This window comes from Nodularia spumigena CCY9414, from assembly GCF_000340565.2.
GTDB classification, from domain to species: Bacteria; Cyanobacteriota; Cyanobacteriia; order Cyanobacteriales; family Nostocaceae; genus Nodularia; species Nodularia spumigena.
On the sequence record NZ_CP007203.1, the window covers coordinates 752,872 to 768,114 of the forward strand.

At 42.0% G+C, this 15,243-nt stretch carries 14 protein-coding genes and 1 pseudogene; 11 read left to right on the forward strand and 4 right to left on the reverse strand.

All coding sequences use genetic code 11. From position 1 onward, the window contains the following. Positions 1–22: 22 nt before the first annotated feature. Together phnH and phnG are read right to left on the reverse strand one after the other, a co-directional pair. On the reverse strand, positions 23–625 hold the full coding sequence (gene phnH / locus NSP_RS03405; RefSeq protein WP_006194172.1) for a phosphonate C-P lyase system protein PhnH: 603 nt from the start codon (positions 623–625) through the stop codon (positions 23–25). Between the two features lie 13 nt (positions 626–638). Then, a complete protein-coding gene (phnG, locus tag NSP_RS03410; protein WP_006194171.1) occupies positions 639–1,097 on the reverse strand; it encodes a phosphonate C-P lyase system protein PhnG in 459 nt (152 codons plus the stop codon). Positions 1,098–1,260: 163 nt separating this feature from the next. Here phnG and phnF point away from each other — a divergent pair, with 163 nt between their 5' ends. From phnF to NSP_RS03465, 11 genes and pseudogenes are all read left to right on the forward strand, one after another. Continuing rightward, positions 1,261–2,001: a phosphonate metabolism transcriptional regulator PhnF gene (gene phnF, locus NSP_RS03415; RefSeq protein ID WP_231859529.1), complete on the forward strand. Its 741-nt coding sequence runs from the start codon at positions 1,261–1,263 to the stop codon at positions 1,999–2,001. A 721-nt stretch (positions 2,002–2,722) separates the two neighbouring features. Next, the gene (gene iscB, locus NSP_RS03420) at positions 2,723–4,000 is read left to right on the forward strand and encodes an RNA-guided endonuclease IscB (RefSeq protein WP_006194169.1); all 1,278 of its coding nucleotides are present in this window, start codon (positions 2,723–2,725) and stop codon (positions 3,998–4,000) included. 26 nt (positions 4,001–4,026) lie between these two features. Beyond that, positions 4,027–4,644, forward strand: a pseudogene (locus NSP_RS03425) (RNA-guided endonuclease InsQ/TnpB family protein); the annotation flags it as partial. A 423-nt stretch (positions 4,645–5,067) separates the two neighbouring features. Beyond that, the gene (grpE, locus tag NSP_RS03430) at positions 5,068–5,814 is read left to right on the forward strand and encodes a nucleotide exchange factor GrpE (RefSeq protein WP_044482724.1); all 747 of its coding nucleotides are present in this window, start codon (positions 5,068–5,070) and stop codon (positions 5,812–5,814) included. A gap of 293 nt (positions 5,815–6,107) precedes the next feature. Beyond that, entirely contained in the window at positions 6,108–8,072 is a 1,965-nt protein-coding gene (dnaK, locus tag NSP_RS03435; protein ID WP_006198631.1) for a molecular chaperone DnaK, read from the forward strand. Positions 8,073–8,571: 499 nt separating this feature from the next. Further along, positions 8,572–9,705, forward strand: a complete 1,134-nt coding sequence (dnaJ, locus tag NSP_RS03440) for a molecular chaperone DnaJ (RefSeq protein WP_006198632.1) — start codon at positions 8,572–8,574, stop codon at positions 9,703–9,705. After that, positions 9,705–9,962, forward strand: coding sequence for a sulfurtransferase TusA family protein (locus tag NSP_RS03445; RefSeq protein ID WP_006198633.1), 258 nt, complete (start codon positions 9,705–9,707; stop codon positions 9,960–9,962). The genes dnaJ and NSP_RS03445 overlap by 1 nt, the downstream gene beginning before the upstream one ends. Beyond that, positions 9,959–11,092, forward strand: coding sequence for a small ribosomal subunit biogenesis GTPase RsgA (gene rsgA, locus NSP_RS03450; RefSeq protein ID WP_006198634.1), 1,134 nt, complete (start codon positions 9,959–9,961; stop codon positions 11,090–11,092). Before NSP_RS03445 ends, rsgA begins: the two co-directional genes overlap by 4 nt. Before the next feature lie 342 nt (positions 11,093–11,434). Continuing rightward, complete coding sequence (locus NSP_RS03455) at positions 11,435–13,027, forward strand: glycoside hydrolase family 57 protein (protein WP_006198635.1); 1,593 nt, start codon at positions 11,435–11,437, stop codon at positions 13,025–13,027. Between the two features lie 201 nt (positions 13,028–13,228). Beyond that, positions 13,229–13,615: a hypothetical protein gene (locus NSP_RS03460; RefSeq protein WP_006198636.1), complete on the forward strand. Its 387-nt coding sequence runs from the start codon at positions 13,229–13,231 to the stop codon at positions 13,613–13,615. Then, complete coding sequence (locus tag NSP_RS03465) at positions 13,615–13,947, forward strand: hypothetical protein (protein WP_006198637.1); 333 nt, start codon at positions 13,615–13,617, stop codon at positions 13,945–13,947. The genes NSP_RS03460 and NSP_RS03465 overlap by 1 nt, the downstream gene beginning before the upstream one ends. Before the next feature lie 241 nt (positions 13,948–14,188). Here NSP_RS03465 and NSP_RS03470 read toward each other — a convergent pair whose 3' ends face one another. Both NSP_RS03470 and NSP_RS03475 read right to left on the reverse strand, forming a co-directional pair. Further along, the gene (locus NSP_RS03470) at positions 14,189–14,644 is read right to left on the reverse strand and encodes an NUDIX hydrolase (RefSeq protein WP_006198638.1); all 456 of its coding nucleotides are present in this window, start codon (positions 14,642–14,644) and stop codon (positions 14,189–14,191) included. A 43-nt stretch (positions 14,645–14,687) separates the two neighbouring features. Beyond that, positions 14,688–15,140 carry a DUF3531 family protein gene (locus NSP_RS03475; RefSeq protein WP_006198639.1) on the reverse strand — a complete coding sequence of 151 codons (453 nt, stop codon included), beginning with the start codon at positions 15,138–15,140 and terminating at the stop codon, positions 14,688–14,690. Positions 15,141–15,243: the final 103 nt, after the last annotated feature.

Here is a 15,243-nt window from a genome sequence, read left to right on the forward strand (position 1 = left end):
GAACTATTATCTTGAAAGAATATCAAGCATTATGGTAGACCTGATATTTTGCTGTGCGTGGTAATCCCATGACTGTATTTTCTGCTAATAAAAAAACATCGATACCAAGTGGATATACTTGATTGTTTTTTGTCCAAAAATCCCAAAAATAGTTGGGAAGTTTTGGGGTAATAATTTGTTTGTCTAAAATTCCTGGCCCTGTCAATATTACAGGTTGCCCTCCTTGCCAACTTTCGACTTGGATCAATAACGTTGTGGCAGTTTCGGGTTGTTCCGCTGTCCCCTGATGAAAACTAAATAATTGTGACAGTGATGGCAATTCGTGAATTAAGGCAAAATCGGATTTTTCGGGTTGTTCTGTAAATTGACAGCCAGTATGGAATAGTAACCAGTCTTTTACTTCGGGTGCAAAACCCGGTTGCAGCCAGACCTGAACATCTAAATCTAAGAGTGTCAAACAAGCTGTGGCACAAGCAAGTGTTAATCCTGTGGGCGTAGTTAAATCAGATGTAATATTAAATACTTTTGCTGGTCGAGAACTAGCATCAAGTAAAGCCCGAAACGTTCGTTGAGAGTCGTGAATCGGGTCTGAAAAGCCTGGTAAATGCGTAAATGTTGGAGTCATTTGTAAATTTTGATTATTCTCCCCTCACCATTGTGAGAAAGTTGACTTTAGTGGCGGCGGTTTGGCGTTTTCTGAGTTCTTGCCGTTGCAGACTGGCGGTTTGTAGTGGTTGAATTACTTCAGCTTGAATCTGATCATGCCATTCAGGACTTTGCAGTAGGGCATCACAAAAGGCTGCTAATTCAGCATGACGATGCGATCGCCCTCCGACAAAACCAAAACCGACGATGCTTTCTGATTTGGTCGGGCTTTCTAGTTTGACTACACAGCGAGTAATAGTCATATCTCCGAGATTAAAGGGACTTCCTGTACCCCCTGTACTTCCTTGAACCATCGTTAAACCAATCTCTGGAGAACGTAAAAAACTATAACTGGGTAATGTGTCTAACTTGCTTACCAATGCTTCGAGTTGCTTTAGTTCGGCTTTAGCCACTGTTTTCATCCAAGCTTGTCTTTGGGTTATGCTAGCCATTGTCTTCAAGGATGTCAGTAATTATGTTATTGAATATCTGAGAGTTGATTCCCCAATTCCTTTTTCATGTCTTAACCTGTTCTTAAATTCATCTAGACATCTAGATGAAAATACAGTAACTCAATTCTATTCAGTTGACAACCTAAATACAGATAATTATTTTATGAATCATGAACTAATGCCTATTTACGCCAAAATTGCTGCCCAGTTACGAGAGAATATCCATCAAGGGACTTACCAAATTGGCGACCAATTACCGACAGAAACGAAGTTAGCAGAACAATTTGCCGTCAATCGTCATACATTAAGACAAGCGATCGCACTCTTGAAAAATGAGGGGTTACTCAGAGTTGATCAGGGGCGAGGTACGTTTGTGGCTGCTAAAACTATCCGCTATGCCATCGGTAAGCGAGTGCGTTATAACCAAACCCTGAAAGGTCAAGGTTGGCAAACCAGATTTCAGCTACTCCGGATATTGGAAGTACCTGCTGATCGGGCTGTTGCCAAAGGCTTAGAGATGAAGCTTGGTGAACCTGTGGCTTTAATTGAACGTTTGGGTTTAGCGGATGAAGAAGCAATTAGTGTGAGTACAGGATACTTTCCCCTCCAGCGCTTTCCAGATTTTTTAGCACCGCATAACATCAAGATTTTTCGAGAAAAGCAATCAATCTCTTGGTTTTTGCGGCAAGTATATGGATGTGACCATATTCGTCGTAGTACGTGTGTTTCCGCCCGTATAGTTCAGCCTGATGATGCACATTGGTTGCAACTTCCCCTAAATCAACCTATTCTCCTGGCTGAGTCGGTCAATGTCGATCAAACAGGTAATGTGATTGAATATGGTGTGACTAGATTTCGGGGCGATCGCATGGAGTTGTTTTTTGAAAACGATTTGACAGTTTAGCCCATTAGACCTGTCCGAAATATTATATAACGGGGACTTACGCGAAAATGTTCGGATTTTATATCTCAATTGCCAGGGCTTATTCCTAATAAACCCTGCTCGAAGTTCCCATTTTTACCTTTTCTAGGTAGCGATAGCGCCAGCGTTGTTTCTTGGATGTCCGGAGGACTTTTGTCAGTTCGCTAAAAAATTAGGTAACTTATATTACTACTTTCCCGCACCTCATCAAATCCCGTTGCTCCCCTTGTAAGCTATCAAAACTGAAGGGGTGACAAAGGGGCTGAAGCCAATAAAATAGAAGAGTGTGACTGTTTTTACGTAAGAAAAAGATAGGACAAGTATTTTAAATTCAAATTTATCAAGATCAGGACTTACGCAACAATTACCAAAAATCTTGATTTATCGAACCGCCAAGCCGCCTTGGCGCTAGCCTCTCCCTTTGGGAGAAGAACGCCAAGAAAACTTAGATTATGCGTAAGTCCTAAAGATATACAAGTTGCTAGAATGGAGGAGAGCATAAATAAACGGAGTAATCTGTAGTTTATGTGAACCAAACCACTCAAAACATGAGTAAACGTTATCTAGGTCATAACACCTTGGGATTCGCTAGTCCCCTGCCATGTTGCTACTTATTAAACAATCCGCAAGGATAGTGTATTTAGCATAACAAGCTCAGATAACAAGGTTGAAGCAAACATTACCCTGAAAAGGTGAAATTTAAATGTCTAATTTTGTTCTAGTTCTTGATACCAACAAAAAACCACTTACTCCAATTCATCCAGGAGATGCACGTTTTTTATTAAATCAACAAAAAGCTGCTGTATTTAGAAGATTTCCATTTACCATAATTTTGAAAGAACCTAAATCTGAAGTTCCAACTCAACCGATTGAATTAAAAATAGATCCAGGGAGTAAAACTACAGGTTTTGCGTTAGTTCAAAATAATAAAGTCATCTGGGGTATGGAATTACAACACAGAGGTTTAGCTATTAAAGAAAGCCTAGAAACTCGAAAAGGAGTAAGGCGAGGAAGACGTTCTAGACATACTCGTTATCGTCAAGCTAGATTTCTTAACCGCACTAAACCTCAAGGTTGGTTAGCACCTTCTTTAAGCCATAGAGTTTTAACTATTAACACTTGGGTTAAAAGATTATGTAATTTTGCCCCAATAACTGACATAGTTCAAGAGCTTGCTAGGTTTGACCTACAGCAGCTAGAAAACCCGGAGATATCAGGCTTTGAGTATCAACAGGGAGAGTTACAAGGGTATGAAGTCCGTGAATATCTTTTGAATAAATGGAATAGAAAATGTGCATACTGTACTGCGGAAAATGTCCCTTTACAAGTTGAGCATATTAAACCAAAAGCCAAAGGAGGAACTAATAGAATTTCTAATTTGTGTCTAGCTTGTGAGAAATGCAATATCAAAAAAGGTACTCAAGATATTGAGAAGTTTTTAGCAAAAAAGCCTGAGTTGTTGAAGCAAATTTTATCCCAAGCCAAGCGTCCACTAAAAGATGCGTCTGCTGTAAATTCAACGAGATGGGCTTTATTTAATAAGTTAAAAGAAACTGGATTACCTATAACAACAGGTTCAGGAGGTTTAACTAAGTTTAATAGAACTCGTTTAGGATTGCCTAAAACTCATTGGATTGATGCTGCTTGTGTAGGAAAAGTTGAAACTCTCAAAATACTGACAACAAAAATTTTAACAGTAAAAAGCACGGGGCATAGTTGCAGAAGATTCTGTAGGATCAATAAATTTGGTTTTCCTTGCACTGAGCCTAAAAAAATATTCACTCATGTTTCTACAGGAGATTTTGTTAAGGCTACTTTGCACAAAGATCGTAAAAACATAACTTCTGGAAAGTATGTAAGTCGTGTTAAAACTCCCACAAAAAACGGATGTGAGATTGTTATCAATGGTTTTAGAGTTGAATTTTCAACAATGAAAGATATTACTAAGGTTCATTGTAGTGACGGGTATAGCTACGTTTGACTACGCAAAACTACAATTTTATGAGATTAAATGCAAAGACGGGTAAAATCGCTGGCTTTGATTTTGGGTTGAAGACATTCCTCACCTGCTCTGACGGTAGCACTATTGAGTCTCCCCAATTTTTCAAGCAATCTCTAAATTCCATCACAAAAGCCAGTAGACAGCATTCCAAAAAACTAAAAGGCTCATCTAACAGAGAACGAGCCAGGAAGAATCTAGTACGCAAATATGAGGATATTTATCATCGTCGGCGTGATTGGTTTTGGAAGTTGGCGCATCAACTGACTGATAAGTGTGATGTGCTGTGCTTTGAAACCTTAAATTTGAAAGGAATGCAGCGTCTTTGGGGTAGAAAAATATCAGACTTGGCTTTCGGTGAGTTCCTACAAATCCTAGAGTGGGTTGCCAAAAAGAAGAATAAACTGGTTGTTTTCATCGACCAGTGGTATCCAAGTTCTAAGACTTGTTTTAGTTGTGGACACGTTCTAGAAAGTTTAGATTTGTCGGTTAGAGAGTGGCGTTGTCCGTCCTGTCAATCAGTGAATGGGAGGGATGAAAACGCTAGTAGGAATATTTGTGCAGTCGGGGCATCGACTGTTGGGTTAGGCAATGTCAGACAGGCTATGCCTGCAATTGCTGTTTGAGCCTAGAATCACCATGCCTTTAGGCTGGGGAGTATGTCAAACTGAGTAAATTTAGTTATTCACCTTTTAACAAGCTTTCCTCTTCTCTCCTGTCTGTTCTGTCGGGTTTCCACTGCTGGGATTTGCCAGAGAGAACTAAGTAATGTAACAATATTTAACTTGGGTCGTAGTCAGCAGCTATACCCATTTTTCTGATGAGGAAAGGCGAATAATATCAAGCACTACTCTTCCAAAAGGCTTACTTCTGGTGTAAACCGACTCGTTCGGGATACCGTCCCCAGGGTGTCTACGCTAACGTGTTCACCATTTGTCACAATAAAAGGACGGTGGCATCACAAACAGGAAAATGTCGGCACAAAAATTAGCCTCAGTTGTAAGCTGTGGTGACGTACTGCCATAAAAATAATCTGGGACGAGTAGACAATGATGGACGAAAATAAACAGGTAAACAATACAAGCCAGCAATTGGGTGAACCAACAGAGGTAAAGCAATCAATGAAGAGCGACTCCCCAGCCCAAACAAACTCCAACGAATCTGACAGCGAGGTTACTGAGCAAGTGACAACACCAGAAAATGTATCTTCAGATACAATATTTTCCCCAGAAGATAGTGTTGCTACCACTGAAAAAACTGAAGTAGAAACGGCTGCTTTGGCAGAATTGACTCAACAAATTGAGTCTCTCAAAGTGCAACTAGAAGAACGCAGTACTCAATATATGAGGATTGCCGCAGATTTTGAGAATTACCGCAAACGTACTAGCAAAGAAAAAGAAGAGTTGGATTTGCAAGTCAAGCGGAACACTATTTTGGAATTGCTACCCATAGTCGATAATTTTGAACGGGCGCGAGCGCACCTCAAGCCACAAAGTGACGGCGAGATGACAATTCACAAAAGTTATCAAGGGGTTTATAAACAACTAGTGGAATGCCTGAAACGCATAGGTGTATCACCGATGCGTCCTGAAGGTCAAGAATTCGATCCCAATCTCCATGAAGCAGTTATGCGCGAACCTACGGATGAACATCCAGAAGGAACAGTGTTAGAAGAGTTAGTACGCGGATATTATTTGGGCGATCGCGTGCTGCGCCATTCAATGGTCAAGGTGGCTGCTCCCAAGGAAGACACACCACCTGCACCCGACGAACAGTCGAGTTCCTCTGACAGTTAAACTGTAGTTGCTCGTCTCATTAACCAAAAGTGGCTAGGTTCTATCCAGGATAGGCATCGCATATCTCAGAAAGGATAGGGCTGTGGACAGTTGGCCGCACTTTCGCAGCCCGCCTTTTGATAGCAGCTTGCATCTGGGGAGCGACTTGAACACAAACAGCCGACCCTCAAAAACTGTCAATGTTTCAACTGCTCGCAAGAGGAGTTCCATAGAAGTTACCATAAGCTTTAGATGATACAAAAAATAATCTGCCAAACATTAGGGTAGAATAATTCGGTAAAAATACTGTACGTATGGGAAAAGTTATTGGCATCGATTTAGGCACTACTAACAGTTGCGTCGCAGTTTTGGAGGGTGGCAAACCAATTGTGATCTCCAACACTGAAGGGGGACGTACTACACCTAGTATTGTGGGATTTGGCAAGGGTGATGTTCGCTTAGTCGGTCAGATGGCAAAGCGCCAAGCCGTCACTAATGCGGAAAACACAGTTTATAGTGTCAAGCGATTTATCGGTCGTCGCTGGGAAGATACTCAAACAGAACGCAGTCGTGTACCTTATAGCTGTATCAAAGGTCGAGATGATACTGTTGATGTGCAAATTCGGGGCCATGACTACACACCCCAGGAAATATCTGCTATGGTTCTGCAAAAACTCAAGCAGGATGCAGAAAGTTTCTTGGGTGAAGAAGTAACTCAGGCAGTAATTACCGTACCAGCATATTTCACAGATGCCCAAAGACAAGCAACTAAAGATGCTGGTACTATTGCTGGACTGGAAGTTCTCCGGATCATCAACGAGCCAACTGCTGCGGCTTTAGCCTTTGGTTTAGAAAAACAAGACCAAGAGCAGTTGATTTTAGTATTTGACCTAGGAGGCGGGACTTTCGATGTTTCCATCCTCCAACTTGGGGATGGAGTTTTTGAAGTGAAGGGAACTTGTGGTAACAACCACTTGGGCGGAGATGACTTTGATAACGCGATCGTCACCTGGATGATTGAACGTTTCCAGGAACAAGAGAAAATCGATCTTTCCCCCGATAAAATGGCACTGCAACGTCTGCGGGAAGCAGCAGAAAAGGCAAAAATTGAACTTTCTCATATGGCGAGTACTTCCATTAACTTGCCATTTCTCACTGCCAATGAGGCTGGGCCAAAACATCTGGAAATGGAACTCAATCGCGCTCAATTTGAAGAGATGGCAAAGCCTTTAATTGACGCTACTATCGAGCCAATGATTCAAGCCCTTAAAGACGCAGACCTCCAAACACAAGACATAGATCGAATTATTTTGGTAGGTGGTTCCACCCGCATTCCAGCAGTGCAGAATGCCCTCGTTAAGTTTTTTAACGGTAAAGCTCCCGATCGCTCTATCAACCCTGATGAGGCAGTAGGACTTGGTGCAGCAATTCAAGCAGGGGTACTGAGTGGCGAGGTCGATAATCTTCTGCTCTTGGATATCACTCCCCTATCCCTGGGAATTGAAACTTTGGGAGAAGTGTTTACAAAAATTATTGAACGTAACACCACAATTCCCACCAGTAAATTTCAAGTTTTTTCCACTGCTGTTGATGGACAAACCTCTGTAGAAATTCACATCCTCCAAGGGGAAAGGGCAATGGCCAGGGATAACAAAAGTCTGGGGAAATTTCTCCTGAAAGGAATTCCGCCATCTCCCCGTGGCGTTCCACAAATAGAAGTATCTTTTGAAATTGATGTTAACGGTATTCTCAAGGTTGCAGCCCAAGACAAAGGTACTGGTCGAGAGCAGAGTGTTCGGATCACGAATACAGGCGGTCTCAAAACCAACGAAGTAGAACGGATGCAACAAGAAGCCGAAGTATTTGCCGAAGAAGATAGAAAACGGAAAGAACTGGTTGAACTCAAAAATCAAGCAGATAATTTGTTGTTTAGTTACCAATCAAGCATCAGGGATAACCGTGACTTTATTGGTGAGCAGATGAAAGCTTTAGCCAACGAAAAAGTCATTCAACTCCAAGCCGTAATGGCTAATCCCCGCATTACGCTCACAGAATTTCAAGAGTGCTTAGATGACTTCCAACAAACTTTGTTTGCCATTGGTGCTGATGTCTACAACCGAGCTAACGATGAAGAAGATAGTGCCGAAGTGGCAGAAGTTTCAGAGCAACTGTTGACATCAGAATTAGAGCAACCGTTGAATGGAACACTAATACCACAATTCAACTTTGATTTTGATGACGAAAGTACAGCACAGGCTGATTATGAAGCAATAGATTAGTCATTGGTCATTAGTCATTGGTCATTGGTCATTGGTCATTGGTCATTGGTCATTGGTCATTGGTCATTAGTCATTGGTGTATTGTCCTTTCTGCCTGCCCCCTGCCCCTGCTTCTTTCTCCCTGCCCCCTGTCCCTATTTTTGCTAGATTGTAGAAGCGAATTGCCGTGGGCTAGACATTGCATTCGTACAAATGCGATCAAATGCAGATGGGGGGTTTTCCGCACCTAATTGTGCGGCTAGCTCCTATAGTTCATAAGCGGGGCTTGACCCTGCTAAGTAGCACAATTGTAAAAGAGACAGTTGATGTGTCGAACTTTGGCGACTTTTATTGTCTCGCATGAGCAAAAAACTGTTGCTTTAAACTTGCTGGTGATTTTTGTGAAAGGTAAAAGGTAAAATTAAGATGTTAATAAAAATTTACTTTTTCTTTCTGCCTAGCCTCCGGCAAGCCGCCCTCTAAAGAACACTGCCTTACCCCTAACTTTTACCTTTGCTATATGGCCCGCGACTATTATGAAATTCTGGGTGTCTCTCGTGACGCCGACAAAGAAGACATCAAACAAGCTTACCGCCGTTTAGCCCGGAAGTATCACCCAGATGTGAACAAAGAACCGGGAGCGGAAGATCGGTTTAAGGAAATTAACCGCGCTTATGAAGTGCTTTCTGAGCCAGATATTCGAGAACGTTATAACCGTTTTGGTGAAGCTGGTGTTTCAGGGGCTGCTGCTGGCGCAGGTTTCCAAGACATGGGCGATATGGGCGGCTTTGCCGATATCTTTGAAAGTATTTTCAGTGGCTTCGCTGGTGGCGGTATGGGTGGTCCCACGCAACGACGGCGCAGTGGCCCGGTGCGGGGTGACGACTTAAGGCTAGACCTGAAGTTAGACTTTCGAGAAGCGGTATTTGGCGGCGAAAAAGAAATTCGGATTTCCCATTTAGAGGTCTGTGATACCTGTGGTGGTTCAGGTGCCAAAGCAGGTACTCGCCCTCGTACTTGTTCCACTTGTGGCGGTTCTGGTCAAGTGCGTCGTGTGACTAGAACACCTTTTGGTAGCTTCACTCAAGTCTCAACTTGTCCGAGCTGTAACGGTACGGGAATGGTGATTGAAGACAAATGTGATGCTTGTGATGGTAAGGGTACAAATCAAGTACCTAAAAAACTCAAGATTACCATTCCAGCTGGGGTGGATAATGGGACGCGCTTACGAATCTCCCAAGAAGGGGATGCTGGTCAACGTGGTGGCCCTCCTGGAGATTTGTATGTCTATTTATTTGTCAATGAAGACGAAGAATTCCAACGAGATGGCATTAATGTTCTCTCAGAAATTAAAGTTAGCTATCTGCAAGCAATTTTAGGTTGTCGTTTGGAAGTAGAAACAGTAGACGGGCCAGTGGAACTGATTATCCCCGCCGGAACTCAGCCGAATACAGTCATGAAGCTGGAAAATCGCGGCGTACCTCGTTTGGGAAATCCGGTGAGTCGCGGAGACCATCTGCTGACAATATTAATTGATATTCCTACCAAGGTGATTCCCGAAGAAAGAGAATTGCTGGAGAAGCTGGCTAAAATTAAGGGAGACCGTACTGGTAAAGGTGGTCTAGAAGGATTCTTGGGAAATCTGTTTAAGTAATGAAGTCTTCTCACCTTTCAACTCCCGACGCTCAACTTGACTTGCGCGGCACTCCTTGCCCGATTAATTTCGTGCGGACAAAATTATGTTTGGAAAAAATGCTGCCCGGAAGTTTACTCGAAGTTTGGCTAGACTCTGGAGAACCGATTGAGCAAGTTCCTGATAGCCTCACAATGGCAGGTTATCAGGTTGAGCAAATTACAGATTGCATGGGCTATTTTTCTTTGTTAGTACGCCGTCCGGCTACTGCCCAATGACAACAGTGGAAACTATGTCTACTAATGGACAGTTGCTCGGTACGGTGCTAGCCGTGCAAGCTAATTTTTATCGCGTGCAGCTGGATGTAGAAGACAAGAGTATGAGGGTACAGGGTGAGAAGGAAGATTTTTCCCCACTCCCTACTCCCTACTCCCTACTCCCTACTCCCCCCATCCTCCTCTGCACTCGCCGAACCCGTTTGAAAAAAATCGGGCAACAGGTGATGGTGGGCGATCGCGTCATTGTTTCCGAGCCTGATTGGTCTGGTGGTAGGGGGGCAATTTCCAATGTTCTACCCCGTGAAAGTTTATTAGACCGACCAGCGATCGCCAATGTTGACCAAATCCTCCTGGCATTTGCCGTTACAGACCCACCTCTGGAACCTTATCAATTAAGTCGATTTCTGCTAAAAGCTGAATCTACTGATGTTGATGTGCTTTTATGCCTGAATAAGAGTGATTTAGTCTCACCACAGGTACAACAGGAAATTAGCGATCGCCTATTAGGTTGGGGCTATAAACCCCTATTTATTAGCGTCCAAAACAACATCAATATTGACGCATTACTTAAGTATCTCAATCATAAAATTACTGTCATTGCTGGGCCTTCTGGCGTGGGAAAATCTAGCCTGATTAACGTGCTGATACCCACTCTTAACCTGCGAGTGGGGGAAGTCTCTGGCAAATTAGCACGAGGTCGCCATACAACGCGCCATACAGAATTATTTGAATTACCAGGGGGTGGTTTGCTGGCCGATACTCCCGGCTTTAATCAACCTGACTTAGATTGTCGCCCCGAAGAATTAATCTATTACTTCCCAGAAGCCAGAGAACGGTTAGCAGTGGCTAGCTGTCGTTTTAGTGACTGTCTGCATCGAGACGAGCCTGATTGTGTGGTGCGGGGCGACTGGGAAAGATACGAACATTACTTGGAATTTTTAGATCAGGCGATCGCACATCAGACCCATCTGCACCAACAAGCCGATCCCGAATCAACCATGAAAATCAAAAGCAAAGGTCAGGGTAAGCAACAGTACGAACCGAAGTTAGAGAGTAAAAAATATCGTCGCGTTTCTCGGAAAACACAGTTGCAAGAATTAGAACAATTGTATAACGAACCCGAAGAGTGAATCAGTGAACAGTGAACAGTTATCAGTTATCAAGCCAATGTCCTAGGCGATTTAGACCCAATGATGCCTTCCGATTGCTAACTGATAACTGTAGGACTTACGCACAAATCACGGAATAACGTTCGCGGAGCGTGCCGGAGGCATACCACACCAGACGCAGAGGACACAGAGTTAAGAGGGTTTGAGAGGGTTTTTGCGTAAGTCCTGAACTGATAACTGATAAATATCTTAACAATATAGCCCACTATAAAACTACATTCACGCACCCCATAAAGTCTTAAAATATTGTTAATTTCGCCAAACCCTCGTTTTTAAACTTACAAGTCCTACCCTAAAATAACTATGGCTATCGGCTACGTCGCGCTTGTACTTCATGCACATCTACCCTTTGTTCGTCACCCAGAAAGTGACTATGTGTTAGAAGAAGAATGGCTTTATGAAGCCATCACCGAAACATACATTCCATTATTAAAAGTATTTGAGGGCTTAAAACGAGACGGTATCGACTTTAAAATCACCATGAGTATGACACCCCCCCTAGTGTCCATGCTCCGTGACCCCCTACTCCAAGAACGCTATGACGCGCACTTATCCCAACTAGAAGAACTTATAGAACTGGAAATTGAGCGTAATGTCAAAAATGGGCATCTTCGTTATTTAGCCGAACATTACGCTAACGAGTTTAACGAAGCGCGTCAGATATGGGAACACTACAAAGGTGACTTAATCACAGGTTTTAAGAAGTTTCAAGATAGCAATAACTTAGAAATTATCACTTGTGGTGCTACTCACGGCTATCTACCATTGATGAAAATGTATCCACAAGCTGTGTGGGCGCAAATTCAGGTAGCTTGTGAACACTACGAGCAAACCTTTGGCCAAGCCCCCAGAGGTATTTGGTTGCCGGAATGCGCTTACTATGAAGGTGTGGAGCGAATGCTGGCGGATGCTGGTTTACGCTATTTCCTCACTGATGGACATGGCATTTTATACGCTCGTCCTCGCCCACGCTTTGGTACTTATGCGCCGATTTTTACAGAACCTGGTGTTGCGGCTTTTGGTCGAGACCATGAATCTTCTCAGCAAGTATGGTCTTCTGAGGTGGGTTATCCCGGTGCAGCTGAATATCGGGAATTTTACAAAGATTTGGGCTGGGAAGCAGAATATGAGTACATTAAACCCTACATCATGCCCAATGGTCAGCGCAAAAACACGGGGATTAAGTATCATAAAATTACTGGGCGTGGTTTAGGACTTTCTGATAAAGCACTCTATGATCCTTATTGGGCGAGGGAAAAGGCGGCAGAACACGCTGCTAACTTTATGTATAACCGGGAACGTCAAGTTGAGCATTTAAACGGTATCATGGGTCGCCCGCCCATTATTGTGTCGCCTTATGATGCTGAGTTATTTGGTCATTGGTGGTATGAAGGCCCTTGGTTTATTGATTACCTGTTCCGGAAATCATGGCACGACCAAGGCACATATGAAATGGCTCATTTGGCTGATTATTTGCGGACAGAACCAACTCAGCAAGTTTGTCGCCCTTCGCAGTCGAGTTGGGGTTATAAGGGTTTCCATGAGTATTGGTTGAATGAAACAAATGCTTGGATTTATCCACATTTACACAAAGCAACTGAACGCATGATTGAAATATCGCATATAGAAGCTGAAGATGATTTGCAGGAAAAAGCTCTCAACCAAGCTGCGCGGGAACTTTTATTAGCGCAATCTTCTGACTGGGCTTTTATTATGCGGACGGGTACAATGGTTCCCTATGCTGTGAGAAGAACGCGATCGCACTTAATGCGGTTCAATAAGCTCTACGAAGATGTTAAAATCGGCAAGGTGGATAGTGGTTGGCTGGAAAAGGTGGAATTAATGGATAATATTTTCCCTGCAATCAACTATCGGGTTTACCGTCCTTTGTCGTAGTCTTTTTGAAAGTTGAGTATCAATTAACTTCATACCCATATCCCTGACTTCTTTGAGAAGTTGGGGATTCATCTTTTGAATCAGCAAAAAACATTCCTGCGCCCTCTCCTTAGTAAGGAGAGGGTTGGGGTGAGGTTTTATTTATTGATTATCTACGTTAAATTGAAGTAAGTTGGGGATTTAATCCCAGGAGCAATTGCTATGGATATATTGATTGAATCTACAAAAGATTTTGAACAAGATTTAGAGCAATTTAGTAATACAGAAAAATTTAAGATTATTAAAAAACTAAATAGATATGTTGAGTTACTTTCAATAGATACAAATCTCTTTTACAAGAATAGCACGCAATTAAGAAATATCAGACTCAATGAAAATTATGATTCTTCCATATATTCTCTGAGAATTAATGAACAAATTAGAATTATTCTGACTATTGATGATGATCCCATTTTTGACCGGACTGTAATAACTTTATTTAGAGCCGTCAAGGCTGAAGATGCAACAAAAGCATATAATTCAGTTGCGGAAACTCTTTACCAAGACTTCACTGTAGAAAATCAAGAGATTGAGGTTCATTCCAGCTAATGGCACAAATCAAGCCTCTTTTAGATGAATATGGTGTCATCCATGAAGCAATTAAGATTTTACCAGAGGAGTTAAAAGTTGATTTTCTCCAAGCTTTAGCTGAACTAGAAGATAATGAGTGTCATCGAACCAGAAGTTTTCCTAAAACTAGACTCCATAAAGTCACAGGTATTAAACAAGCAATATACAGAGCCGATATCGATAAAATATCAGGTTGGCGCATCCATATTCAATATATTGAAGGAAAAATACATTTAAAAGACATTATTGAAGGTCAACAACATGATGATGTGATTAAAGTTATTAAATCAAAGAGAGATAGATATGAGTAAGGGAGCATCCCACTTTTTTGCACGTCATTGCGTTCGCGTAGCGTGTCCGAAGGACTTACGGAACGAAGTAGAGTGAAGCAATCGCAAAATCTCCGACTAACAACAAACCTATGCGATTGCTTCGTCGTTCCTCCTCGCAATGACAATTATTCTCTTGTTGCAAAATAAAAACTGGGATGCACCCTATGAGTAATTCGTAATTCGTAGTTCGTAAAAATTACTGAGCTACTGGATTAATACTTTACAAGTAGGCGAAAAAATCTTCGGGAACTAATCTTAATTTACCAGATTTAAATTCAGAAATATCTACCCATAGTGCTTTATGTTGATGATTTTTGGATTCAGAAAATATCAAACTTTCCAATTGATAAAATTTAGAATCAACAAAATCACATTCATAAAGTTGAATGATTTCGTGTCCTTGCTTACCATTACAGATAAATATACTTTCTATGCAGCCTAAATAGTTAATATTTGTTAAGTCTGCTTGAATTTCTTCTTGAAATTCTCTTTTTAAAGCAGCTTGGCTAGTTTCGCCAAAGTCAACCCCACCACCTAAAGCTCGATAATAAGATTCTTGTTTGAGGGAATCGTAGCCTTGGGAAACAAAAATGCGTTCGCTTTGCGTACGCTTTGCGTACTCGCTATCCCGGATCAATCCTAAAGCTAATAGCCGAATTTTTCCTAGTTTGCTCATCTAAAAATCTCCGGGAATATGGAAACGTTTTTTTTAGCCGTAGTTAATTATCGTACATAGAGTGATTTGGGTTTTCACTATCCTCTACAGGCCAATCTTCATTTTCGCCACCGATGTATAATTCCTCAATAGCGACATATTCCTGATTTAACTGTTTGAGAGCATTGATTAAAATATCAAGAGCGATCGCATCAGCAGTTCCCATGTCAAACCAACAACGCGCCCACTGTCCTTCATACTCAAATTCTCCCATATTGTGCATCAGTGCCAGCAAACTTTTATCATACCCTTCTGGGTCATAATTCATGTAGCTGATTTCCAGTCCTGTTTCTTGAACTTGCAGATTTTCGGCATTAAATGCGCCCAATTTCCCCAAATAAAACCAGGAATTAAAAACTTCTTCTATGTATTGCTTTTCACGTCCAGAAGGAATTGTAGTGAATTTCAGCCAAATCCACACATCAAAAGGGTTAATTTCACGGAACTGAATTTGCATTGTGCTGGAATATCTCTATTATTGTCTCTAAGAATTAGCATATCAGGGTAAGAAATGGGGAGACGCGAGGAATCGCGTCTGTATAAGACTATTCCCCATTCTC

Bases quoted from the DNA above. Each gene is read 5' to 3' on its own strand.
- dnaK (WP_006198631.1), top strand. From the start codon at position 6,108: ATGGGAAAAGTTATTGGCATCGATTTAGGCACTACTAACAGTTGCGTC.
- NSP_RS03475 (WP_006198639.1), bottom strand. From the start codon at position 15,140: ATGCAAATTCAGTTCCGTGAAATTAACCCTTTTGATGTGTGGATTTGG.
- NSP_RS03460 (WP_006198636.1), top strand. From the start codon at position 13,229: ATGGATATATTGATTGAATCTACAAAAGATTTTGAACAAGATTTAGAG.
- phnH (WP_006194172.1), bottom strand. From the start codon at position 625: ATGACTCCAACATTTACGCATTTACCAGGCTTTTCAGACCCGATTCAC.
- phnF (WP_231859529.1), top strand. From the start codon at position 1,261: ATGAATCATGAACTAATGCCTATTTACGCCAAAATTGCTGCCCAGTTA.
- NSP_RS03455 (WP_006198635.1), top strand. From the start codon at position 11,435: ATGGCTATCGGCTACGTCGCGCTTGTACTTCATGCACATCTACCCTTT.
- grpE (WP_044482724.1), top strand. From the start codon at position 5,068: ATGATGGACGAAAATAAACAGGTAAACAATACAAGCCAGCAATTGGGT.
- dnaJ (WP_006198632.1), top strand. From the start codon at position 8,572: ATGGCCCGCGACTATTATGAAATTCTGGGTGTCTCTCGTGACGCCGAC.
- phnG (WP_006194171.1), bottom strand. From the start codon at position 1,097: ATGGCTAGCATAACCCAAAGACAAGCTTGGATGAAAACAGTGGCTAAA.
- NSP_RS03465 (WP_006198637.1), top strand. From the start codon at position 13,615: ATGGCACAAATCAAGCCTCTTTTAGATGAATATGGTGTCATCCATGAA.
- rsgA (WP_006198634.1), top strand. From the start codon at position 9,959: ATGACAACAGTGGAAACTATGTCTACTAATGGACAGTTGCTCGGTACG.
- NSP_RS03470 (WP_006198638.1), bottom strand. From the start codon at position 14,644: ATGAGCAAACTAGGAAAAATTCGGCTATTAGCTTTAGGATTGATCCGG.
- NSP_RS03445 (WP_006198633.1), top strand. From the start codon at position 9,705: ATGAAGTCTTCTCACCTTTCAACTCCCGACGCTCAACTTGACTTGCGC.
- iscB (WP_006194169.1), top strand. From the start codon at position 2,723: ATGTCTAATTTTGTTCTAGTTCTTGATACCAACAAAAAACCACTTACT.